Source organism: Shewanella sp. KJ2020, from assembly GCF_024197625.1.
GTDB lineage: Bacteria > Pseudomonadota > Gammaproteobacteria > Enterobacterales > Shewanellaceae > Shewanella.
Map to the genome: position 1 here is coordinate 29712 of NZ_JAKUKD010000032.1, position 23441 is coordinate 53152.

At 45.3% G+C, this 23441-nt stretch carries 20 protein-coding genes, 4 tRNA genes and 3 pseudogenes; 16 read left to right on the top strand and 11 right to left on the bottom strand.

Going from position 1 to position 23441, the window contains the following annotated elements; translation table 11 throughout:
- The first annotated feature begins 35 nt into the window (after window positions 1–35).
- Both MJO46_RS17995 and MJO46_RS18000 read left to right on the top strand, forming a co-directional pair.
- Window positions 36–2678 carry a bifunctional diguanylate cyclase/phosphodiesterase gene (locus MJO46_RS17995; protein ID WP_253990510.1) on the top strand — a complete coding sequence of 881 codons (2643 nt, stop codon included), beginning with the start codon at window positions 36–38 and terminating at the stop codon, window positions 2676–2678.
- A gap of 87 nt (window positions 2679–2765) precedes the next feature.
- On the top strand, window positions 2766–3995 hold the full coding sequence (locus tag MJO46_RS18000) for a DEAD/DEAH box helicase (RefSeq protein WP_253990511.1): 1230 nt from the start codon (window positions 2766–2768) through the stop codon (window positions 3993–3995).
- Window positions 3996–4215: 220 nt separating this feature from the next.
- Here MJO46_RS18000 and MJO46_RS18005 read toward each other — a convergent pair whose 3' ends face one another.
- From MJO46_RS18005 to MJO46_RS18020, 4 genes and pseudogenes are all read right to left on the bottom strand, one after another.
- Window positions 4216–5514, bottom strand: a complete 1299-nt coding sequence (locus MJO46_RS18005) for a DUF5677 domain-containing protein (RefSeq protein WP_253990512.1) — start codon at window positions 5512–5514, stop codon at window positions 4216–4218.
- Window positions 5515–5758: 244 nt separating this feature from the next.
- Window positions 5759–5902 (bottom strand): annotated as a pseudogene (locus MJO46_RS18010) (transposase); the annotation flags it as partial.
- A gap of 322 nt (window positions 5903–6224) precedes the next feature.
- Window positions 6225–7259 carry an IS110 family transposase gene (locus MJO46_RS18015; protein ID WP_253988375.1) on the bottom strand — a complete coding sequence of 345 codons (1035 nt, stop codon included), beginning with the start codon at window positions 7257–7259 and terminating at the stop codon, window positions 6225–6227.
- Window positions 7260–7762: 503 nt separating this feature from the next.
- Complete coding sequence (locus tag MJO46_RS18020) at window positions 7763–8275, bottom strand: hypothetical protein (protein WP_253990513.1); 513 nt, start codon at window positions 8273–8275, stop codon at window positions 7763–7765.
- 277 nt (window positions 8276–8552) lie between these two features.
- On the opposite strand from MJO46_RS18020, the gene MJO46_RS18025 reads away from it, so the two are divergent.
- The 11 genes and pseudogenes from MJO46_RS18025 (at window position 8553) to MJO46_RS18070 (ending at window position 18479) form a co-directional block, all read left to right on the top strand.
- Complete coding sequence (locus tag MJO46_RS18025; RefSeq protein ID WP_253990514.1) at window positions 8553–9506, top strand: DUF523 and DUF1722 domain-containing protein; 954 nt, start codon at window positions 8553–8555, stop codon at window positions 9504–9506.
- A 40-nt stretch (window positions 9507–9546) separates the two neighbouring features.
- Window positions 9547–10595 (top strand): annotated as a pseudogene (locus MJO46_RS18030) (MerR family transcriptional regulator).
- 52 nt (window positions 10596–10647) lie between these two features.
- The gene (gene phrB / locus MJO46_RS18035) at window positions 10648–12129 is read left to right on the top strand and encodes a deoxyribodipyrimidine photo-lyase (RefSeq protein WP_253990515.1); all 1482 of its coding nucleotides are present in this window, start codon (window positions 10648–10650) and stop codon (window positions 12127–12129) included.
- Between the two features lie 26 nt (window positions 12130–12155).
- Window positions 12156–12602, top strand: a complete 447-nt coding sequence (locus MJO46_RS18040; protein WP_253990516.1) for a nuclear transport factor 2 family protein — start codon at window positions 12156–12158, stop codon at window positions 12600–12602.
- The gene (locus MJO46_RS18045; RefSeq protein WP_253990517.1) at window positions 12602–13402 is read left to right on the top strand and encodes an SDR family NAD(P)-dependent oxidoreductase; all 801 of its coding nucleotides are present in this window, start codon (window positions 12602–12604) and stop codon (window positions 13400–13402) included. The genes MJO46_RS18040 and MJO46_RS18045 overlap by 1 nt, the downstream gene beginning before the upstream one ends.
- Window positions 13399–14649 carry an NAD(P)/FAD-dependent oxidoreductase gene (locus tag MJO46_RS18050; RefSeq protein WP_253990518.1) on the top strand — a complete coding sequence of 417 codons (1251 nt, stop codon included), beginning with the start codon at window positions 13399–13401 and terminating at the stop codon, window positions 14647–14649. Before MJO46_RS18045 ends, MJO46_RS18050 begins: the two co-directional genes overlap by 4 nt.
- Window positions 14646–15440 (top strand): DUF1365 domain-containing protein, encoded by a 795-nt coding sequence (locus tag MJO46_RS18055; protein WP_253990519.1) that lies wholly within the window; start codon window positions 14646–14648, stop codon window positions 15438–15440. The genes MJO46_RS18050 and MJO46_RS18055 overlap by 4 nt, the downstream gene beginning before the upstream one ends.
- A 1-nt stretch (window position 15441) precedes the next feature.
- The gene (locus MJO46_RS18060) at window positions 15442–16728 is read left to right on the top strand and encodes a cyclopropane-fatty-acyl-phospholipid synthase family protein (protein WP_253990520.1); all 1287 of its coding nucleotides are present in this window, start codon (window positions 15442–15444) and stop codon (window positions 16726–16728) included.
- Window positions 16729–16809: 81 nt separating this feature from the next.
- Window positions 16810–17379: pseudogene (locus MJO46_RS20020) on the top strand (DUF2878 domain-containing protein); the annotation flags it as partial.
- Window positions 17380–17946, top strand: coding sequence for a chalcone isomerase family protein (locus tag MJO46_RS20025; RefSeq protein ID WP_367880941.1), 567 nt, complete (start codon window positions 17380–17382; stop codon window positions 17944–17946).
- Window positions 17934–18479, top strand: coding sequence for a DUF3833 domain-containing protein (locus tag MJO46_RS18070; RefSeq protein WP_253990522.1), 546 nt, complete (start codon window positions 17934–17936; stop codon window positions 18477–18479). Before MJO46_RS20025 ends, MJO46_RS18070 begins: the two co-directional genes overlap by 13 nt.
- Window positions 18480–18582: 103 nt before the next feature.
- Here the strand turns inward: MJO46_RS18070 and MJO46_RS18075 are convergent, their stop codons facing one another.
- Window positions 18583–18927 (bottom strand): DUF3634 family protein, encoded by a 345-nt coding sequence (locus MJO46_RS18075; protein WP_198780635.1) that lies wholly within the window; start codon window positions 18925–18927, stop codon window positions 18583–18585.
- A 152-nt stretch (window positions 18928–19079) separates the two neighbouring features.
- Here MJO46_RS18075 and MJO46_RS18080 point away from each other — a divergent pair, with 152 nt between their 5' ends.
- Window positions 19080–19265 carry a hypothetical protein gene (locus MJO46_RS18080; protein WP_253990523.1) on the top strand — a complete coding sequence of 62 codons (186 nt, stop codon included), beginning with the start codon at window positions 19080–19082 and terminating at the stop codon, window positions 19263–19265.
- A gap of 132 nt (window positions 19266–19397) precedes the next feature.
- Here MJO46_RS18080 and MJO46_RS18085 read toward each other — a convergent pair.
- The 4 genes from MJO46_RS18085 to MJO46_RS18100 form a co-directional block, all read right to left on the bottom strand.
- Window positions 19398–19473, bottom strand: a tRNA-Thr gene (locus tag MJO46_RS18085).
- 21 nt (window positions 19474–19494) lie between these two features.
- Window positions 19495–19570: transfer RNA gene (locus MJO46_RS18090), tRNA-Phe, on the bottom strand.
- Between the two features lie 576 nt (window positions 19571–20146).
- Window positions 20147–20222: transfer RNA gene (locus tag MJO46_RS18095), tRNA-Thr, on the bottom strand.
- A 21-nt stretch (window positions 20223–20243) separates the two neighbouring features.
- Window positions 20244–20319, bottom strand: a tRNA-Phe gene (locus tag MJO46_RS18100).
- A gap of 389 nt (window positions 20320–20708) precedes the next feature.
- On the opposite strand from MJO46_RS18100, the gene MJO46_RS18105 reads away from it, so the two are divergent.
- Together MJO46_RS18105 and MJO46_RS18110 are read left to right on the top strand one after the other, a co-directional pair.
- On the top strand, window positions 20709–21260 hold the full coding sequence (locus MJO46_RS18105; protein WP_253990524.1) for a cytochrome b: 552 nt from the start codon (window positions 20709–20711) through the stop codon (window positions 21258–21260).
- Between the two features lie 4 nt (window positions 21261–21264).
- The gene (locus MJO46_RS18110; RefSeq protein ID WP_253990525.1) at window positions 21265–21840 is read left to right on the top strand and encodes a YceI family protein; all 576 of its coding nucleotides are present in this window, start codon (window positions 21265–21267) and stop codon (window positions 21838–21840) included.
- Between the two features lie 91 nt (window positions 21841–21931).
- Here the strand turns inward: MJO46_RS18110 and MJO46_RS18115 are convergent, their stop codons facing one another.
- Together MJO46_RS18115 and mutY are read right to left on the bottom strand one after the other, a co-directional pair.
- Window positions 21932–22210, bottom strand: a complete 279-nt coding sequence (locus MJO46_RS18115; protein ID WP_011788659.1) for an oxidative damage protection protein — start codon at window positions 22208–22210, stop codon at window positions 21932–21934.
- Window positions 22211–22212: 2 nt separating this feature from the next.
- Window positions 22213–23319, bottom strand: a complete 1107-nt coding sequence (mutY, locus tag MJO46_RS18120) for an A/G-specific adenine glycosylase (protein ID WP_253990526.1) — start codon at window positions 23317–23319, stop codon at window positions 22213–22215.
- Window positions 23320–23441: the final 122 nt, after the last annotated feature.

The following is a 23441-nucleotide window of genomic DNA, read 5'->3' on the forward strand; positions in this document are numbered from 1 at the left end:
CATTAAGCAGTAACAGGGCGTTGATTGGCAACTATATGATTGATGTGATTATTCCACAACCACAGCAAGACAGCTGGTTAAGTGACTTAAACTTAGTCGCAGAGATGTCTGCATGCCATGGGCTTATCTTCGCCCGTAATGACTCGGGTCAATTGAGCCTATTATTACAATCGATGGCCGCCGCGGATGAGGATATTGCATCGATACTCGCTCAGCTCAATGCTCACCATGGTTTTAAGCTACAACAAACCGCCACCCCACATAGTAAAGCCGCGGATATCTTCCACACTCAGCCTGTCGAACAACCGAGTGTCTTCCATAGTCATCAAGTTATGGTCTCTAATGCCAAAACGCAGCTCTCGCCGCAGTTAGTGGCTAAGCCCTTAGTTACAGACACTTCATTGGATCCGTTTTGGCAACCCTATCCCTGTTTAGGCAGCCTGATTTGCTTGCCGATACTCTGGCCATCGGGGGCCAGTTTTGGTGCCCTGTGTTTGTACCATAGTGCGCCCCATCATTTAACGGATAAGTCACTGCAACTTGCCCAGCTTAATGTCAACAGCATTCAGCTCGGTTTAACGGAAATCCTGCGCCAGCATAGGGCCGATGAAGCATTGGCCCGAGGTGAGCAAAGCAAGTTACAAGTGCTCGATTTACAAACCTTTATCGATAGCTTTGAGGAGCATATTTGGGTCAAGAATATCGATGGTATTTACACTATCTGTAATCTGAGTGTGGAAAAAGCCTGGGAAATGCCGCGCAGTGAGATTATCGGCAAAACAGATGTTGAATTATTTGGTAAAGATATTGCCGATATTTTCCTCGATGGCGACAGGCTCGCCATTGAAACGGGCACTCCTATTATCGTTGCTGAATGTTTAGATGGCGGCGAGCAGGCAAAACACCTCTGGTTAGAAACCCTAAAAATGCCCGCCTTCACTGCAGAGGGACAGTTGGCGGGCGTGATTGGTATGACGCGCAATATCTCTAAACATAAGGAAGTAGAAGAGCAGCTTACACTCGCAACGAATGTATTTAAAAACTCGGTAGAAGGTGTCGTAGTGACCGATAGACACGGCAATATCACCGATGTGAATGGTGCCTTTTACGAAATAACGGGTTACTCCCGTGAGGAATTGCTTGGACAAAACCCACGGCTGTTCAATTCGGAGCGCCATGATAAAGCGTTTTTCGATGCGATGTGGAATGCCCTGTTAGAGACAGGTAAGTGGAGCGGCGAGATTTGGAATCGCCGTAAGAATGGCACTATTTTTCCGCAGAATATCACTATCAGCACTATCTACGACGATGTGGGTGATATTCGTTATTTCGTCGCAGTGTTTTCAGATATTTCCGCACAAAAACAGAGCGAAGCCCAGCTTGCCCATTTAGCCTATTTCGATTCCCTGACGCATCTACCGAATCGAATGAAGTTAATGATGCAGTTAAAACAAGAGGTGAGGCACGCTAAGCGCCTAAATGCCCAACTCGCGACTGTGATTATCGACGTCGACTTGTTTAAGCACATTAACGACAGTTTTGGCCATAGCATAGGTGATGAGATGCTGGTGGAGTTAGCGAAACGACTCCGTAGTAAAGTGCGTGATCAGGATGTGCTGTCGCGCATTGGTGGTGATGAGTTTGTAGCATTGATCTCTGGCATTCAAAATGATGAGGATGCCACCCATGCAATCAATCAATTGCGTCAGGTTTTTGAGCAACCCTTTGTGGTGAGTACCGGTGATCATCTAAGGCTCACCGCAAGTATGGGGGTCTCACTCTACCCGAACGATGGAACCGATGCAGACACCCTATTGCGTAATGCGGATGCGGCCATGTATCGAGCAAAGAATGAGGGGCGCAATGATTTTGCCTTCTACACTGAATCTTTGACTAAACAATCCCTCGAGCATTTAAAGCTACAAAACGCCCTCTATGGTGCCATTGCCCAGGACGCTTTGTATTTGATGTACCAGCCAAAACTGGATTTATCAACTCGTAAAACCGTGGGGTTTGAGGCGCTGCTGCGCTGGAATGATCCGCAATTAGGGCAAATATCACCGGCGGTGTTTATTCCCGTAGCCGAAAAGGTTGGCCTTATTCACGATATCGGCCTGTGGGTGCTCGAAACGGCCTGCCGCCAAGGCGTGACTTGGCTGGCCGAAGGCCGGCATTTTGGGCGCATCGCCGTCAACGTCGCGGGCCAGCAGTTACAACGCAGCACTTTTGTTGAAGAGGTAAAACGGGTATTAGAGAAAACAGGCTTGCCTGCTAAACACTTAGAATTAGAAGTCACTGAGAGTGTGATGATGCAAAACCCTGATCTGGCTATTCGAGATTTAAAGCTGCTTGGGGATCTGGGCATTGAACTGTCAGTGGATGATTTTGGTACTGGCTATTCATCTCTGAATTATTTGAAAAAATTACCGATCCATAAGCTTAAAATCGATCAATCCTTTGTGCGGGATATTCCCTTCGACACGAACAATACCGCTATTGCGAAGGCGGTGATCGCCCTTGGTCACGCCCTAAAATTAGAGATTATTGCCGAAGGGGTTGAAACCGAGGAGCAGGCGGATTTTCTAAGACAAAATCAGTGCGATCAAGCCCAAGGTTATCTCTTCAGTCGGCCTCAGTTACCGAGTGCACTAGAGGCATTTTTCACCAATCCAGAGTAATTGCCTAGGCTGTGCGGCCCGGCTACGGCTAGTCGCACCTTGCCCAGTCTGTTAACATTGGCCCATTATGATTTGTGGTGATTTTCAATGTCTTTCAGCTCCCTTTCTTTACATTCCCAATTAGTGAACACCTTAGCCGAACTCGGCTATCAGCAACCGACACCTATCCAAGTTGAGGCTATTCCTGTGATTTTGGCAAAACAGGATCTGATGGCGGGTGCACAAACTGGGACGGGGAAGACGGCCGCATTTGCCTTGCCGATTTTGCATGGACTGATGGCAGAGCCCTTAGCGAAGGAGAGTCCAAGGCATATACGTGCCTTAGTGTTAGTTCCCACGCGGGAGCTTGCGGTCCAAGTTCAGCAAAGCTTTGTTAAATATGCGAAAGGCACGGATATCCGTATTGGGATCGCCTATGGTGGCGTGAGTATCGATGCTCAGGTCGAGGTGTTTAAATCGGGAATCGATGTGCTGATTGCGACTCCAGGGCGTTTGCTCGATCATCTACGTCAAGGCGCGCTCAATCTTAAGCAATTGAATGTGCTGGTGTTTGATGAGGCAGACCGCATGCTCGATATGGGCTTTATGGATGAAATAAAGGCGGTACTCAAGCAAGTGCCAGCGGAGCGACAAACCCTATTGTTTTCCGCCACCTTAGACGATGCCATTTTCTCTTTGAGTAAAAGTTTGCTGCGTGAGCCTAAATGGATTGAAGTGGCGAAACGTAATACCACGGCCGCGCAGGTGGAACAGCGGGTTTATGCTATAGATAGCGACCGTAAAACTGAATTTGTAAGCCACTTAATTCGCAGTCAAAATTGGCACCAAGTGCTTATTTTTAGCCGCACTAAACAGGGTGTTGATAAACTCGCCTTGCAACTCAATAAACTCGATATTGCCACCCAAGCATTCCATGGCGATTTGTCCCAGGGAGCGCGGGAAAAAGTGCTACAGGATTTTAAACAGGGCAAAATTCAAGTGCTAGTGGCGACCGATGTGGCAGCAAGGGGGTTAGATATTGTTGAATTACAATATGTCATCAACTTTGAACTGCCTTTTATTGCCGAAGATTATATTCATCGTATCGGTCGCACAGGCCGAGCAGGTAATGCAGGTCTGGCCATTACCCTATTTAGTCAAGAGGATGCCTTGTTGCTCGAAGAAGTCGAGGCAGTGCTTGATAAGCGCCTGCCCCTGCAATGGTATCCAGGCTTTGAGCCCGATTTTAATAAAATGGCCCCAGAGCCCAGACGCAATAGTAAAGCCGCCCAAAAACAGCGCGCCAAAAAACGCGCCCTCAGCAGTAAAAAGCGTTAAGCATAGGTCAATTTTAGCCAAGAGGACAAAGCCTTAAGTTGTTGGGGTTGTAGCGTTTGCCGGGTCGTCTCGCCAATCACCTTGGCTTACCTTTTTGGCAGTAACGTAACCTGCAGGCTTTAAGAGAATACCTAGCACGATTTTGGGACAAAAGCGTGTTAGATTTTTAGCTCGAATTAGTAAATTTCTGATTAACATTTCTATGTGTTTAATGCTCAGCTCACGCGCCGTTGTGTAGCTGCGAAGCAGCGGAAAAACGATCGTCGTGCAGCTGCTTGTTAAGTTTGTCTTTGCTAAATGTAATGCCCGATCCAATATCATCTGCCACTCTGACAAAAATTTTTGTAATACAAAAATCAACTATTCTCACTATAGAGTCCTTCACATCCCGATCATATACAGTATCGTCTCCATGTTCTAAAGCCCCTTTATATCTTGCAGACATACTAAAGTCGTGATGTGCAATATCAGATAAGAAGGCATAGACATCTTTATAATAAGCTTCACCAAAAGGGGAAAGCCTAGCCTTTTCTATAACCGATTTAGTAATGTTGAACTGATACAGTTTAGCTTCTTTGATTTTTTCAGCAGAATTCCTATCGAGCTTATTGGCAACCTGCTCTTTGAGTGTTTTATCACATTCCTTTTTCCACTCGTTTTCAGATATCACGCTTGATAATTGAACCATCCGTGTGATTTCGTGCGGGCTTAACCAGCACATATAAAAATTCAGCGAAAGCTCATACAAACTCCTCACTATATTTGCTGACTGAATAACTAGATCTTCCTCTATTAGAATTCTTATTGATTTCAACATTTCAGATGCTCTGGCGAGGATACCAAAAATTATTTGGTGGTAGCTTACATCAGACCTTTTATTAGAATGGAATTCTCGAAACTCACCTTTAAGGACCTCAATATAGTTTTCTAGCTTTGTTAATTCTAGAGATATGTCATCGCTTACATCAGCCCCTAATAATGAAAGGAATGAGTCTCGATTGACTTTTTCCATTGAGAATATGAAGTGAGTGTAAGGATTATAAGTACATTTAAAACCCTTAATTGTTAGCGCAGATTCTTCCAAGCCTTTTTTAGAACCGAGAATAATAACTGGAGGCTTACTGACACCTAAAGATAGATATGCATGATAGGTGGCCACATCATCAGCGCACACGAAGTCAAATTCACTGTCTTTATTGAGATTCTGATAAATATGTAGTGCAGGTCGATACCCTCCGCGTATTGTAGATGCCATATAATCAATATCTTCTTGAGGTGGATTATCTGTGATGTGCTCCCACCCATTTTTTGTACGCTTATAAAACCCTGGCTCAATTCGCGAAATTGATACTCGGGTTATATAGCCTTTGATTTTCCCTTCAAGATAATCACAATACTTTTTAAAGAAAAAATCATCTTGCTCTACTTCCCTAACTATCAACTCATTAGGATCAACCTTGATCGTTTTTGGCGAGACCAAAAGTGATAAGGGATTATTTGAGATATCTAGTTCACTCATAGAAACTTAACGCCTCAATCTGAAAAATCTAGCCACCCATTTTAGATCAACAACATAATGCACTTTGGGTTTGTCTACAACTTGTACGAGCTAAAATTGCTTAAACTAGAGTCATCAAAAGTTAAAGGGCTAAAGCTGAAGCATAAAATCGAGCTAATTTCTTAAAAAACGGCGTATTTCAGACATGCTAACCCACCCAATAAAACAAATGGGCAGTGATTGGTTTGTTTAAGCAGGATTACAGTTAATTGCTGTGAAAGTGCTGGCAGCATTTAGCAAAGTGCCGTCGTCGTTTTTCTAAGTGTTCACAGTAATCGGTCAGTTCTTGCAGCGTACCTACTGGGCCATGGAATAGCTTGCCAAACTCGGTGAAAAGATGGGACATATATGGTCACCTCGGTGTTAGCAAGGCCAATGTCCCATTTTATTCAAACTACATTTACGTTAATCGATAATTTACCTTTCACAACGGGGTATCGGTCGTTAATGATTAGCGGTCTTGCGACATATATCCGGCGTCTGTTGCGCCCTAATGAGATCCAAATTGACGTCTTACCCTCCTTGGCATCCACATGACCTCGAAGGCCACTGTCCCGATCAGGTTTTGGGTAAGACAAACCGTTTAACTCATTAATACCATTACCGCTGTTGTGCTTTGATGGACATTTATCTATTTACATTTTGAGTCTATTTACGCAAAAAACGCTGTATTACGCCGCAACTTTACATGCCTTATCCATATCAAATGCTTGCCCGCGGCTCATCACCACAAACACCATCCGCGCCATCTTATTCGCCAAGGCGACCGCCACTTTGCAAACGTGTTGGCGTTGTTTAAGTCGTTGTAGCCACAGGCTTAGTGAGTCGTCTTTCTTATCGCACCAGTTCACCACGGTTCTTGCGCCATGGATAAGTAACCGCCTGAGCGTTTGATTGCCGCGCTTGGTTATCTTGCCGAGCCGATTTGTCGTACCGCTACTGTACTGTGAAGGGGTTAGCCCTAGCCATGCTGCTAATTGCCGGCCATTTTTAAAATCATTCACTTCATTAATGCTGGCTAATAGGGTTGATGCCACGATAGGACCGACACCGGGGATGGTTAGCAGTAGGGAGTACAGCGGCATCGCTTGGGCAAGGGCTAATATTTCCTGTGCAATCTGGTCGATTTGTTCATTTAAATACAACTGAAACTCATAGAGTCGTTGAATAAACCCTCTGGCAACCGTGGATAACTCGTTGTCAGCATCTTCAAGAATGAGCGGAATGGCTAACATCAACTGGCGGCGAGTCTTTGCGATAATCAGGCCGTATTCCGCAAGGAAACCACGCAGTTGATTGCAGTTAGCGGTACGATTCTCCACCAAGCGCTCACGAATGCGCAGCAAAGATTGAATGTCCTGCTGCTCGACCGTTTTTGGACGAAGTAGACTCACTTTAGGACGGCCAGCGGTTTCTCCGATGGCAACCGCATCATTGGCGTCATTTTTATTACCGACTAGCATGGCTTTTACCATTCTGGCGGGGATAAGCTTGACGGTATGGCCGAGCTTTTCGATAGCCCGCCCCCAGTAATTAGCACTGTAACAGGCTTCCATCACCACTAATGTCGGTTCACATTGCCTAAGGGTATTGAGCAATGCAGAACGGTTGATTTTACGATTAAAAGCAATGGTATTGTCATGATTGAAGGCAGCCACTTGGAAGACAGTTTTTGCCAAATCAATGCTGATGAGTTTATAGTTCATATCGGTCACCTCGCGTCAGATTTTGTGCACCTAAATCATGGCACATTGCGATGCCGAGACCGAGGTGACCATCCCAGCATGCATAACTTCTAGGTCGAACGAGCCCCTTTCACATCAACTTTTCTATAGGCAAATCTTTACTTGGCCTGTTTCCCTTTTGAACTGCGAAACTCACTTTGGGGCAATACCTTTTTAGCTAAACGAACAGCGAAAGGGTTAGTGAGGATTGGCATTATTGTACCAGTGACTGTTGGCGACATGGCTGCTCTTTCACATCTGACCCATAGGGATACGGGAAATGTCACTATGATGTCGGGAACATCATTGACCATGTGAACGCGGCTTTTACACTTCCGTGTGCTGCAGATGCTACCGCCGAACTTTATTTAATAAAAGGGCGGCGTATCACTGGGAAGCAATGCACAATTAATGGGCAATGGGCGTAACTCAGCTATCTTGCTTTGGGGCCCTTGCGTTTTAGAAAGTCATTTATATCCAGACAATTAGCTGTAATACACTTTGGCCTGGTTATTACGCTGCCGCTCTTCATTTTTCTCGCTGGCTTCTTTAATCAGTTCGACTTTTTGGGCCTGAAGTAATGCGATTTGCTTGGCTTTTTCTTCCTCGGATAAAGTGTTATCGGCGGCGATTTTGGCCATTTTCTCTTCGAGTTGTTTCAGTTTTTCCCTATCCACGCCTGTGCGTTTATCGAGAATTGCCTGCATTGCTTCTTCTAGTCTATTGGTTGGTTTTTCTGGTTCAGGGGTTCCAGCAATGGCTTGTACATTCTCCGTATAGCCTTGTTTGGCATTGGGCGTGAGGTGGCTATAGGTATCGGCTGTTGCAACAGGCGCAGTAGAAGAGAGCGTTACAGTATCTTGGCTTGCCGCTGAACTCGATGTCGTAATTGAAGATGAATTATTGGCTTGGCTACTCTGGCTCGATTTGAGTTGTGTGAGTGCCACATTGGCATAGTTCTTAGCAATGGTATAGCTATTGGGGTTGATGGTGCTCATGTCCGATTCCTTTACGTATGACCCAGTGGTTGCGATTAAGTCCCTTTGTCACCTTTGATGTTAATGCTGTGCGGTTAAATGGCGCTACCGGGCGTTTTAACTCAATCTAATTACTGCACATTTTTAATAAGCAAGTTAGAGGCCAAGCTTGGTTCATCTGTTATTAACTTATTGGAGTACGCTTGAACCAGACTTCTCGAAAATATTTATACAAAAACTTGATCCTTGTACAACTATGGTCCGTAATTAGAGGTATAGTGATACAAGGAGTCGACTTATGTACAAGTTTAACCCGCAGCGAATTCAGATTGGGATCAGTGCTTGCTTATTGGGGGAGAAGGTTCGTTTCGATGGTGGCCATAAAAATTCTTCCTATTGTAATCAAGAAATTAAGCAATTTTTTGATTATGTGCCCATCTGTCCTGAAATGGCGATTGGCCTAGGAGCGCCCCGTAAAAGTATCCGACTAGTCCGTGATGGTGAAACCATCTTGGTACAGAGTGGTGACGGTAGCTTAGATGTAACCGACAGGCTCAATGAGTACAGTGAAAACAAGGTTCAGGAACTCGACTTCCTCGGCGGATACTTGCTCTGCGCTAAGTCGCCAACCTGCGGTATGGAGCGGGTAACTGAGTACAAAATTGGCACCAACAATGGCTCTAAGTCTGGGATTGGTGTGTTTGCCCGTAAGTTGATGGAACGTTACCCATTATTGCCCGTGGAAGAAGAAGGGCGCTTGCATGATATGGTGCTGCGGGAGAACTTTTTTACCCGTGTTTATGCCTATCACGATTGGCATTTGATGAAGCACGAAGGGCTGACTAAGCATCAGCTAGTCAAGTTTCATTCCCGCTATAAATATCTATTAATGGCACACAGCCCCAAATGGTATCGCGAGCTTGGGCCGATTGTGGCCAATATTGAGGATCTTGAGCAAAGCGCGACTCGCTACTTTGAAGGCTTTATGACGGCGCTGAAAATCAATGCGACCCGTAAAAACCATACCAGTACGCTGCAGCATATTCAGGGTTACTTTAAAAAGCATCTGAGCAAAGAGCAAAAGACAGAACTGTCTGAAGCGATTATGAAATATCGCCAAGGGCTATTGCCTCTATTAGTCCCCATTACGCTGATTAACCATTATCTGCGGGAATTCCCAACGCCTTACATTGAAGACCAAGTGTACTTAAATCCCCATCCTGAGGAGTTAAAGCTGCGCTATGCCTATTAGTCGTTGTTTTCTACGCCACAAAAAATAGTAAGTGATTAATATGAAAAAAGATTCACCTTTAATCAAGGATGACCAAACCTTACTGCCTATAGGTGAAGTGTCGGCCTTAACTGGCGTGAATGCTGTGACCTTAAGGGCATGGCAGCGTCGTTTTGGTTTAGTGATCCCTGCGCGCACGCCCAAGGGGCACAGGCTATATACGAGCGAAAATATTCAAGAAATCCATGAGATTAATGCATGGTTAGCCAAAGGTGTTGCGATCAGCAAGGTTAAACCTTTGCTGACGAGTGCTACCAAGTCATCAAATGCAATGGCCGAACCCCAAACTGTCGAACTGTGGGGCGAGCAAATCACGACATTGAATACGGCATTGTTCGACTTCAATCAGCATAAATTACAACAGATTTTGGACGAGGCATTGGGCTTATATCCTTTTCAATTAGTGAAAGAAAAGCTGCTGCAACCTTGGTTTAATCAACTCGATGACTTAGTGAATGAGCGGCTCGATGCCGAACTTATTATGGCTTGGTTAAAGAGTGAATTACTGAGCCGAGTGGGTGGGCGTTATGCTTTTACCGGGCAGCCAGCTGCGGCGCGCATTGCTGTAGTGAGTTTATCCCGCGGCGTTGCAATATCATCTAATTCTAGCCGTACGACTAGCTACACTAAGAGCTTGTATTTTCTGCTGCTTTCCCTCGAGCTAGCGTCGCTTAGGGTATCGGTTATTGACCTTGGCGAGCAGATGATTGGCAGCTTATCGCTGCTGCAGGGTAGGCTTAAGCTCGATGCACTCTTGCTTATTCCCGATCCGAATCATTCGGGTTCGGAGCAGACTGAAATGCTCAATCTGTTGGCACAAATGAGTTTTCCATGTCGGTTTGTTGGCCCCTTTGCGCCGACGTTGACCTCCTTATCGGCTTTCTGGGCCTCTTCGATTACTGACTTGATTGGACAAATATCAGCTCGTCCAACGGCTAAGGTCGACAGCCGCCATAAAGGGAAAATGACTGCCTCGACTCAAGCCCTCGACTCAAGCAGGCCTCGACTTAAACCGTGAGCCAAAGTGAACTAGGCGATAGTGGGGAGTAACATGATATCAGCCAAGAATTCAAAACCAGTTTTAATCCCAGAACCAGTTTTAATGCCAGAACCAGTTTTAATACCAGAAGAAGTGCAGGGCAATAACGCACTGATATGGTTTCGCCAAGATTTACGCCTCGCCGATAATCAGGCGTTCACCGCCGCCTGCGATTGGGCGCGGGAGAATGGCGTGGCACTTAAGGCGATTTACATCGCTACGCCAACCCAGTGGCAGCGCCATGATGTGGCGCCCATTCAGTTGGATTTTATCGAACGTCATATCAATCTACTTGCCCAAGGACTGGCGAGTCTTGGTATTGAATTCGAGTTAATTCAGCTAGATACCTTTGCTGATGTGCCTGCGTTTCTCTGTCACTATTGCCAGCAACGGGGGATTGGCCGCGTGTTTGCTGGCAGCGAGCCTGAGATTAACGAGCAACGGCGCGACCAAGCCTGTATTCAGGCGGGCATCCCTCTAGTGCTTACCGATGAGCATTGCTTACTTAAGCCGGGCACTGTGCTGAATTTGTCCGGCGAGATGTATAAGGTTTTCACTCCTTTTAGCCGTAAGTGGCGAGAAATTGCCGCCCGCCATGCCATTTTGCCGCTTCCCGTTCCGGCGCCGCTTGGGCCTGTGCTGGCCGAGCCAAAGCCACAGTTGTTTAAAAATGTCACTAAAGTGTCGAGTGAACTTTGGGCTGCGGGTGAAGGGCAGGCTAAGCGTTTGCTTTCGGCATTTATTCAGCAAAAAGTGCAGGATTATAAGCAAAATAGGGATTTTCCCGCCATTGATGGTACTAGCTCAATTTCACCCTATCTGGCTATTGGTGTCGTAAGCCCAAGACAATGCGTTGCCGCGCTGTTACATCACTTCCCTGAGGTGATTGTCGACGATACTAGCCCAGCTCGTACTTGGTTAAATGAGCTTATCTGGCGTGAGTTTTACCGCCACTTGCTGGTGGCATTTCCGGATTTATCTAAGGATCACAATTTCAATCGTCAAGCCGACCATGTGCAGTGGCGCAATAACCCGCAGGAGTTTGCCGCTTGGTGCGAAGGCCGTACAGGCTATCCGATTGTCGATGCGGCAATGCGCCAACTCAATCAAACGGGTTGGATGCACAATCGGCTACGTATGGTGGTGGCGAGTTTCCTGACTAAACATCTGCTGATCGACTGGCGTTGGGGCGAGCGCTATTTTCGTCAAAAGCTGATCGATGGTGACTTGGCTGCAAATAATGGCGGCTGGCAGTGGTCCGCAGGATGTGGCTGCGATGCCCAGCCCTATTTCCGCATCTTTAATCCTATAAGTCAGAGTGAAAAGTTTGATCCAGATGGCAGCTTCATCCGTAAGTATTTACCAGAGCTCGCATCTTGGGGAATTAAGCAATTACATCAACCCAGTGCAGCTAAGACACCGTCCTTATTTGACCAGCCGTTATTTAGTAATCAAACGGCTTATCCGGGGGCGATTGTCGAACACAGTGCCGCAAGAGCAAGGGCATTAACCGTATTAGGCGTGTTGAAAAAGGCCTCGGCCTGATAAATAGGATCAGGAGCAATAACCAGATGACAAATCATGAGACGACTCTGCCTAATACACTTGTTGATGATTTTATTCAGCTTTATCAGGCTTTGAATAAAGACAACTTGCATCTTCTAGGGCGGGTTTACGATGACAGTATTCGCTTTACCGATCCTATGCATCAAATTTTAGGGCTAGAGGCCTTAACTCAGTATTTTGCGAAGTTATACAAGAATGTTCAGCATATTCATTTTGAGATCAAAGAAGTACAGCAGGATGCGAATCAAGCCGCGCTGTTCTGGCAGATGCAATATTGCCACCCTAAGTTAAATAAAGGCGGACTTATCCGTGTTGATGGCATGAGCCAGCTGAAATTTAACGACAAGATTTATTTCCATAGGGATTACTTCGACTTAGGGCAAATGTTGTATGAGCATTTGCCTTGTATGGGCGGCCTTATTCGTTTACTCAAAGACAGGGCGGCAAAGTAATGGACGCCGTTAAGTCGATGAAAATAAATACAGTGCTGATCACAGGTGCAAGCTCAGGTATTGGGCTGCAATTGGCTAAGGACTATTTAGCCTTAGGTTGGCATGTGATCGCCTGTGGTCGCTCCCAAGAAAGGTTAGAGGCGTTAGCCTTGAATGACCTCCCTGATGTCACGCTGTTAATTTTCGATATATCCCAGCGCGACCAAGTTCAACAAGCTGGCCAAGATTTAGCCGAGCTATTGACGCGGACCGATAGTCAGCTCGATTTGCTGATTTTAAACGCGGGCAGTTGTGAATATATAGACGATGCTAAGGCCTTTGATGATCTATTGTTCGAGCGCATCGTCCATACCAATTTGATCGCGATGGGATACTGCCTTGGGGCATTTTTACCTTTAATGCCAAGGGGTTCGCACATTGGCTTAATGAGTTCTAGTGCCATTTACTTGCCTTTTCCACGCGCCGAAGCCTATGGCGCCTCTAAAGCTGGCGTGCAGTATTTAGCCTCGAGTCTTGCCCTCGATCTTGCCAAGAATGACATAGGCGTGAGCTTGATTTGCCCAGGTTTTGTGGCAACGCCACTGACGGCCAAAAATGATTTTTCTATGCCAATGCAAGTGAGTGTGCAAACCGCTTCTAAAGCGATACGCGAGGGACTTAACGCTGGCAGGCGTGAGATCCATTTTCCGCGCCGTTTTACTTATCTATTGAAATTGATGTCGTTTTTACCTGCCATTGTGTGGCAAAAAGTGATTGCAAACGATACTCAAGCAAAGCCGTTTAAGGACCCAAGTTTATGAAAAATATCGCTATCGTCGGCACTGGCATTTCAGGCTTAACCTGCGGCCATCTATTAAGTGAATCGCACAAGGTCACTGTATTCGAGGCCAATGACTATATCGGCGGCCACACAGCAACGGTCGATGTGGAACATCAAGGGCAAACCTACGCTATAGACACAGGTTTTATTGTGTTTAATGACAGAACCTACCCACGATTTGAACGTTTATTAGCTCGCCTTAACGTCACTATATTACCGACTGAGATGAGTTTTAGCGTGCACAATGCCCTGACAGGGCTAGAATACAATGGCCACAATTTAGGGAGTTTGTTTGCCCAAAAGCGTAACCTCCTGAATCCACGCTTTTGGGCCTTTTTAAAAGAAATTTTACGCTTCAATAAAGGCTGTAAAGCACTCTATCAACAGGATATTTATCCCGAAGGTAACTTAGGTGATTATTTAGACAATGAAAACTTTTCAGCATTTTTTGCTGAGCACTACATTTTGCCCATGGGGGCGGCGATTTGGTCTTCGAGCATAGAAGATATGCGTGCGTTTTCGTTGAAGTTTTTTATTCGTTTCTTCCAGCACCATGGTTTATTGAATGTCAGTGATAGACCCCAGTGGTATGTGCTAAAGGGTGGCTCTCGTAGTTATATTCCCGATCTTATTGCGCCCTTTAAAGACAATATCCGCCTTAACTCACCCGTGACAGGTATCGAACGCCATGGCAATGGGGTGAGGTTACAAGTCCACGGTGAATGGCTGGAGTTTGACGAGGTGATTTTAGCCTGCCATAGCGACCAAGCACTGCGGATGTTAAAGGATCCTACGCCCAAAGAGATAGCCATCTTAGGCGCTCTCAACTACCAGAATAACGATGTGGTGTTGCACACAGATACAAGTATCTTGCCTAAGCGAAAAGCCGCCTGGGCGAGTTGGAACTATCGATTAGATGGCAATCTAAAACGCCCTGCATCAGTGACTTACAATATGAACATACTGCAACAGTTGCCAGCCAATGCACCTACTTTTTGTGTCACCTTAAATCAGTCAGAGTTGATTGATGCAGCGAAAGTCATACGCCGCTTCAACTATGCCCACCCAGTATTTAACGAAGCCAGCCTTAGGGCGCAGGGTCGCCGTGAGGAAATCTCCGGTCAAAATCATACCCATTTTGCTGGTGCCTATTGGCACAATGGTTTCCATGAAGATGGGGTCCGCAGTGCACTGGATGTGTGCGCTCATTTTGGTATCAGCCTATGACAGAGCTTAATAGTGGCATTTATTACGGCACTGTATCCCACAGCCGTTTTACACCGATTAAACATAGCTTTAGTTATGCCATGGCGCTGCTGGCGATTGACTTAGATGAACTCGATAGGATTAGTGCTATGGGGCGAGTTTTTGCCAGCCAACGCGGCGCTTTACTGAGGTTTAATCCAAGGGATTATTTAACGACTTTTACGACTAAAGCCAATCATAACAGCGAAGTGGCCGTAGCCGATCCGAGCGCGGCTGCACTCAAGAGTCGTGTACTGGCGCAAGTGGCCGAGTTAGGCGCAGATAAGCTGTGTAATAGAGTCTTGTTTGTGGGGCAGATCCGCCATTTTGGCCTGTATTTTAGCCCGGTTAATTTTTACTTTTGTTATCAAGATCAAACGCCTTTATATATGTTGGCCGAAGTGAGTAACACGCCTTGGGATCAGCGTCATTGCTATTTAGTGGATTTAGCCGCGCCTAAAGCTTCAGATAAGGTGTTTCACGTTTCCCCCTTTATGACTCTCGATATGCGTTATCTCTGGCATGTGTCTGCGCCGGGTGAGGTTTTGAATATTGGTATTGAAAACAAGTCGATGCAAGAGAATGGCAAAAAACTGTTTAATGCCAATCTTGTGATGAAACGCCAACCGATCACGGCGACCAATTTACGGACGTTGTTGTTTCGCTTCCCTTTTATGACGCTCAAGATCTTCTTCGGAATATATTGGCAAGCGCTAAAACTCTTCTTCAAACGTGTGCCCTTTGTGCCGCATCCAGCTCAGATGGAGAAATAACATGGAAAATACGGCTTCGCAAACCTCAGTCACCACAGGGAAACTGCCCGACAGTATTGCGCGTAAAGTCTTGCTTAAGGCGCTGGAAAGTTTGCCCCACGGCTGCTTGACCTTAGTTGAGGGCGACAAGAGTTATCGTTTTGGTGAGAGTCATAGCGATTTACACGCGACGCTTGTGGTTAAACACCCAAGTTTTTATCGTCAAATCATGCTTTCAGGCTCCATTGGTGCCGGTGAAGCTTATATTCAAAGCCATTGGACTAGCCCAGATCTCACCAAAGTTGTGCAACTGTTTGCCCGCAATTTAGCCTTACTCGATAGGATTGAAGCCAAATTCTCTTGGTTAACTGGCATGATAAACCGTGTGAAGCATGTGCTGAATCGCAATTCTCAAGAGGGCTCAAAGCGCAATATTCTCGCCCATTATGATTTGGGTAATGCCATGTACGAGCAATTTCTCGACCGTGAAATGTTGTACTCGAGCGCGCTTTATCCCCATGAGAAAGCAAGCTTAGAGGAAGCCCAGCAGTTTAAGCTAATGACTATTTGCGAGCGCCTCGATTTACAGCCCGGGCAAACCTTGCTTGAGATTGGTACTGGCTGGGGCGCGCTGGCTATCTATGCGGCCAAGCACTATGACGTGCACGTGACAACAACGACGATTTCAGATGCGCAATACGCCTATGCTAAAGCCCGCGTCGAACGCGAAGGGTTAAGCGATAAAGTGACACTGTTAACCGAGGATTATCGCAATCTAACGGGGGAATACGACAGGGTTGTTTCTATCGAGATGATTGAAGCTGTGGGGCATGAGTATTTACCGGGTTTCTTTAAAAAGCTGCAATCCCTGTTAAAACCCCATGGTCGTATGCTGTTACAGGCGATAACGATTGCCGACCAACGCTACGACAGCTATCGCAAGAGTGTGGATTTTATTCAGCGCTATATTTTCCCAGGTGGTTGCTTACCTTCAGTGAGTCAAATGGTCGGCCATATTGCCAAACAGACGGATATGGTGGTCTGGTCGCTCGATGATATGGGGCTCGATTACGCCAAAACCCTGAGACACTGGCATGAGAATTTCGATCATGCCGTTGATGAAATCCAAACCTTAGGTTATGGCGAAGACTTTATTCGCATGTGGAAATTCTACCTAAGTTATTGTGAAGGTGGATTTTTAGAGCGAACCACAAGCACTGTGCATTTAGTTGCCGTACGTCCGGACTATCGCGTTCTAGGCAATAGTCAGCCTAGCCTGGCTGTTCCTGCGGCTATCCGGTTAGATTAGCCGTTGAGAGTTGTTCGTTTAGATGCATCCATTTAAATGAAATTGTCGCTGTAGTTGTAGCAAGATAAATGTGAGGCAAAGATGAAGTCTGTGTTAGCTAACTCTCGGGTTCCTCTTAAACATCACGGCTTTATTATCTATAACGCCTTGAGTTTTCAGCTGGTGTGGTGGTCTAGCGTGCTTTGGCTTAACAGCTCACTGCTGCTTACTATCCCTTTGTTATTGATTCACTTTATCTTGTTAGCCGCCTTAGGTAAGCACGAGTATCGCAAAGTGGATTTGCTATTAATGCTAAAGGCTGCGGCCTTAGGAATTGGCATCGATACCGTACTTGCTGTTTTAGGGCTGTTTGAGTTCGCTCTTTTCCCCTGGTGGCTTGGCTGTCTGTGGCTGCATTTTGCTTTGACCCTGAATCATAGCTTGGCCTTTATGCGGCCTTTACCGCTGATATTTCAGGCATTACTCGGAGGAATATTTGGCGGGTTAAGCTACTTAGCGGGCGCAGAGTTTAATGCAGTGAATTTACCCTATGGCAATGTTATTTCAGCTTTCGTGTTATTTTTTGTTTGGCTGGTCTTGCTGCCATTTTTAATCCAACTTGCAAATCCCTATGGATTTAATCGAAGTACCAAGGCCCGTACCTTTACGGTATTGGACTCAAGCTGTTTATGTTTATTGGCGCTCGGTTTATTAACTGCGCCTTTAACAAAAGTAGAGGCCAAAACCTCTAGTGTTGAAAACAAGACTCTAGAGTTGATTGATGCCGATGTAAGGCTGACGTTTTTAGAAGTGGGCCGCGCAGAAATGGATTGGCTGTGGTTTAACTTGTACAGGGCGAGACTGCTGACGCTAACTGGCCATTATCAAGAGGGGCAATATCCGCAGCTGTTAGATATTGAATATTATCGCGATATTGATGCTGAAGATCTGTTAGAGGCGACAAAAGATCAATGGAAACATCTAGGGTTTGCCGAGAATGATATCCAGCGTTGGTTGGGTTTATTAGATGCAACTTGGCCGAATGTGAAGCAGGGCGACCATTTAAGTTTTAAAGTGATAGATGGACAAACGAGTCAATTTTTCTTTAATCATCAACCGCTTGATATTATCCATGATGTCAATTTTGCAGGCGCATTTTTAGCGATTTGGCTTTCGAAAGACACTAGTCGTCCGAGTTTGCGGGCGCAATTACTCGGAGAGAAACCATGCGATTGTTAACACGACTTATCGGACGAAAGCTATTTTTAGGTCTGATAGTAATAGGGTCGTTATTGGGTTGTTCATCGGTGGAAGTGACTGATTATAAAGACACTCATCCGACACTGGTGTTGGAATCATTTTTTAATGGGCCATTAAAAGCCTCTGGGGTTGTGCATGATTTTAGTGGCAAAGTGATCCGTAAATTCAATGTCATTATGGAAGCCAGTTGGCAGGGGAGTGAGGGAGTCATTAATGAGTGGTTTGTCTATGATGATGGCGAAACTCAAACCCGTGTGTGGCGTATTAAAGCACTAGGGGAAGGGCGATACTCAGGAACCGCGGGTGATATTATCGGCACCGCCGATGGTCAATCTAGCGGCAGTGCGCTACGTTGGGAATACGATATGTTATTGCCCGTGGATGGTGAGGAATATCAAGTACATTTCGACGATTGGATGTTCCTAGTGAATGACAATACCATTATTAATCAGAGTGATATTATTAAGTTTGGCATCACAGTCGCTAAGGTCACTTTAGTCATCCAAAAATAATACTCAACATAATGGCTAGGATTTTTAGCTCTGTAACAACAATGTGTTAGTTGAAAATGGCAACCTCAAATAAGCATTGAGGTTGCTAGGGGCATATAAAGATCTAACCCGCTTGGCGACTGTTATCGACGGATTTTTTATCGTAATACTCGAAGGGAAACAGATTACGGATCCTTTGCTTCATATTGTCACTCACATTGGCGGAAATATGTAAGCGCACATCTCCAGATTTTTCAGCCCTTACTGTGCAGGTCAATTTTTCAACTTTAGCTATGTGGCGACATTCGCGCTCGAAGCGCTCTGGGATCTTGCCTTTATGCTGGGTCATACGGCCATCTTTAAAATGCATTTCAAAAATTGTGAGCCCCTTTTTGCCGCCAAATATCAGTTTGTAAACCAGAAACAAACCAATCACCACAAAAATGAGTTTGAAAATATCGGCTGTCATAACGCCTCCTATCTTATGTTTATAAGGCAAAGATACTCTGGAGTGGGGTGTTTTAACAGTGCGCTAACACGCAATTTTGCATTGGCTATAAATGGATTTCAGCTTAGACTTAATTGGCTAAGGAAAAGTAACCCCCAGTTAAGGAAAACGCCATGTACTTATCAAATGCAGACCGTTGGTCATTACTATGTAAGAAGCAAATCGATGTTCTCGATAAACTTTCTATGCATTTCCCCGAGAGAAAAGAGCACCTTAGTGAGCTCACTCAAGGCTGGCGCCATGTTCAACATCAAGTGCAAGCTGGTGATAGGCCTATGCCATTCGAATTAAGCAAATAAACTGACAGTAAGTCAGTTGCGCTGCAACGGTTGAGCATTCTTGCTAGTCTTGCAGATGCGAACCATCACCTGTGGGTATATCTAAATTTCAGATACAAAAAAACCACTCATTGAGTGGCTTCGTTGTTTATATGGTGCCGGCACCAAGAGTCGAACTCGGGACCTACTGATTACAAGTCAGTTGCTCTACCAACTGAGCTATGCCGGCTAAACTTTTACTGCAAAATAGTGGTGCCCGAACCCGGAATCGAACCAGGGACACGAGGATTTTCAATCCTCTGCTCTACCGACTGAGCTATTCGGGCAACTAAACTAAGCGTTAGTGAACTACTTCAAACTAAGGCTTTAGACCCTGTTTGTTCGAAGTGCGCGTATAATATAGTGCTCGCTTTGGCTGTGCAAGCCCTTTTTAGACGACTGATTAACTATTAAACAAAAAGCGAGTATTTATTTGTTTCGACAATTTTATCTTACCTTGATTGCTGAAAAATTTAGCATTTTGGCGGTAATGAATATTGAGATGCTCACTGTTCTGTCCTCAGATCTCAAAAAATACTCAATGAGTTGCTTCGTTGTTTTATATGGTGCCGGCACCAAGAGTCGAACTCGGGACCTACTGGAATTATCGAGAGTAAGTCAGTTGCGCTCTGCGCTGAGCATTTCAGATTTCAGATACAAAAAGCAGAAACAAAAAAATCACTCAATGAGTGGTTTCGTTGTTTAGATGGTGCCGGCACCAAGAGTCGAACTCGGAACCTACTGGAATTATCGAGAGTAAGTCAGTTGCGTTCTGCGCTGAGCATTTAAGATTTCAGATACAAAAAACAGAAACAAAAAACAGATACAAAAAAACCACTCAATGAGTGGTTTCGTTGTTTATATGGTGCCGGCACCAAGAGTCGAACTCGGGACCTACTGATTACAAGTCAGTTGCTCTACCAACTGAGCTATGCCGGCTAAACTTTTACTGCAAAATAGTGGTGCCCGAACCCGGAATCGAACCAGGGACACGAGGATTTTCAATCCTCTGCTCTACCGACTGAGCTATTCGGGCAACTAAACTAAGCGTTAGTTGACTACTTCTAACTTACTGCACAAAGCTGTCTTGCTCGAAGTGCGGCTATATTAGCTAGGGAGTATCACCTCTGCAAGTGCTTTTTCCCGACAAACAACTCGTTCGGCTGTTTAATGCACATCTTGGGTGTTTTTTATCTCTTATTTTGCGAATTAAGGCCAATTTCATTGGTTAACTGTATTTTTCAAGAAAGAGAGATACCGATGTTTACTATAGGTTTGTGCTCACAGAGCATGATTTCTGGCTTATTTTCTAAAATATCGAAAGATATAAGCGATTTTTACTGATTTTAGTTTTTAAATTTAGACTTATTATAATGAACATTATTTCATCGATGGATGGAAATCACGCGGGTATGGAGTCGCAGTATGTTTCGAAATAGTCAGTTGGCTTATGGATTGATTGCCATTGTGACTCATTGGGTGAGCGCGTTAGTCATCATAGGTTTGTTTGCAGTCGGTGTGTGGATGGTAGAGTTAACCTATTACAGCGCTTGGTACAAGACCGCGCCGCATCTACATAAAAGTATTGGGATTTTATTGTTAGCTTTAACGGTATTTCGTTTGTTATGGCGCTTAGTAAACCCTAAACCTGCACCAGAGGCTGCCCATCAGCCGTGGGAGGTAAAGGCGGCACATATAGCGCATTTCACCCTTTATAGCTTAATGCTGGTGATTATGTTTACAGGGATTTTAATTTCAACGGCCGAAGGCCGGGGGATTATGGTGTTTGACTGGTTTGAACTCCCAGGCTTTGGACCTTTATTTGAAAATCAAGCCGATATAGCGGGCGATATCCACCAATATGCGGCTTATAGCTTAATCGCACTTGTGGTCATCCACGCTGTAGGTGCGTTAAAACATCACTTTATCGATAAAGATGCAACTCTACTGAAAATGATTAAATTTAATCGAGGATAATATAATGAAAAAGCAACTGTTAAGCGCACTGATAGGTGCATCTCTATTGGTTCCAATGGCGGCGAATGCTGCTGACTATGTGATTGACCGTGAAGGGGCGCATGCTTCAATTACTTTTAAAGTGAATCACTTAGGTTATAGCTATGTGGTTGGTCGTTTTAATGATTTTAGCGGCGATTTTAGCTATGACGCGGCTAAACCGACTGAAGCTAAAGTGAATGTAACTGTGAATACTTTAAGTGTGGATTCAAACCACGCCGAGCGTGATAAGCATATTCGTAGCGAAGATTTCCTCAATACTGGCAAATTCGCTAAAGCGACTTTTACGTCTACTTCGGTGGAAGATAAAGGTAATGGCGATTTAGTGATTAACGGTAACTTAACCTTAAATGGTGTCACTAAACCATTAGCGATCAAGGCCCATGCCGTGGGTGAAGGTCAAGATCCTTGGGGTGGCTACCGTGCAGGTTTTACTGGCACAACCACCTTTGCGATGAAAGATTTCGGTATCAAAATGGACTTAGGCCCAGCGTCTAGCCATGTTGAGTTAGATCTGGTGGTTGAAGGTGTGCGTAAGTAACGCTTTATTCTGCCATTTAGATACATAAAAAGCGCCGAAAGGCGCTTTTTTGTGGGTTTTATTGTTAGGTTAAAGCAAGTTAAAGCAAGAATTAATCTTGATCTTTTTCTGGCACAAAACCTTCAATTTCAACGTCTTTTCCTTCAAATAGGAAAGAGGTCATTTGTTCTTCAAGAAATTTACGATCATCAACATTCATCATGTTGAGTTTCTTCTCATTGATCAGCATGGTTTGCTTTTTTTGCCATAGGCCCCAAGCTTCTTTGCTGATGTTATCAAAAATACGTTTACCTAAATCACCTGGATACAGTTGAAAGTCTAGGCCGTCGGCTTCTTTATTTAAATATACGCAATTGACTGTACGCGCCATGATTATTCCTTACTGACTGCGGATTGAACGAGTGATCCCAAATTGGCTAGCACGCGCTCGGTGGCGGCGGCGAGTCCCACTTTGGAAGGATGGCTTATGTTATACCAGAGAGACTGGTTTTGTTCCATGACAGCACCCACGCTCTGTTTATTGCCGAGGGTTTTATCACCATGAGTTTTATCTAAGTTAAGCATCATGGGCTGAATATCTAAATGAAAGTGGCTAAATGTGTGCCTAAAGCCAGTTAACCATTCGAGTTGCTGCGCATCAAACCCTTGTTCTTCAAGATGAGTTTCAAGGGCGTCTTGGGTGGCAAATTCAGGAAAGCACCAGAGTCCGCCCCAAATTCCCGCTGGCGGACGTTTAGCTAAAAACACTTGGTTATCTTGCATTAGCACTAACATCCACGCCGCTTTGGTCGGGATGGTTTTTTTAGGCTTTTTGCCTGGGAAATCGGTTTGTCTGCCAATCAGTTGAGCTTTGCAATCAATCGCGACTGGGCAGGCGGCACAGTTAGGTTTGCTACGGGTGCAAATACTGGCGCCGATATCCATCATGGCTTGGTTATATTTCTGAATATCCTGCTGCGGTGTCAAGGCATCAGTCAGCTGCCAAAGTTGTTCCTCAACCGTCTTTTGCCCCGGCCAACCAGCTATAGCGCCGTGTCTAGCTAATACACGTTTGACGTTACCGTCGAGAATGGGGTGATGTTGCCCAAGCGACAGCGATAATACTGCGCCTGCCGTTGAGCGGCCGATGCCGGGTAGGGCGAGCACTTGCTCAAAATCCGTTGGAAATAATCCCTGATAATCGTCGCGGATCATTTTGGCCGCTTTGTGCAGATTACGCGCCCTAGCGTAATACCCAAGGCCAGTCCAATGATGCAACACCTCATCATCTGGTGCGTTAGCAAGTGCTAACACATCGGGAAAGCGCGCCATAAATTTAAGGTAATAGGGAATAACAGTCGCAACCTGAGTTTGTTGTAGCATGATCTCAGAAACCCATACGCTATATGGGGTTTTATCCTGCTGCCAAGGGAGAGTTTTACGACCGTGATTGTCGTACCAAGAGACGATACGTGTAGAGAAGGAGGCTGTAGATTTCATCGGCGCAGTGTAGCGGCAGTTATCTTCTTAGACAAGCTCAAAGACAGGTGGATAAGGGCTAAAAAGCCGAAAATCACCGCTAAATTCGCACTCTTAAATAATCTTGGTATACTTTGGCGCCA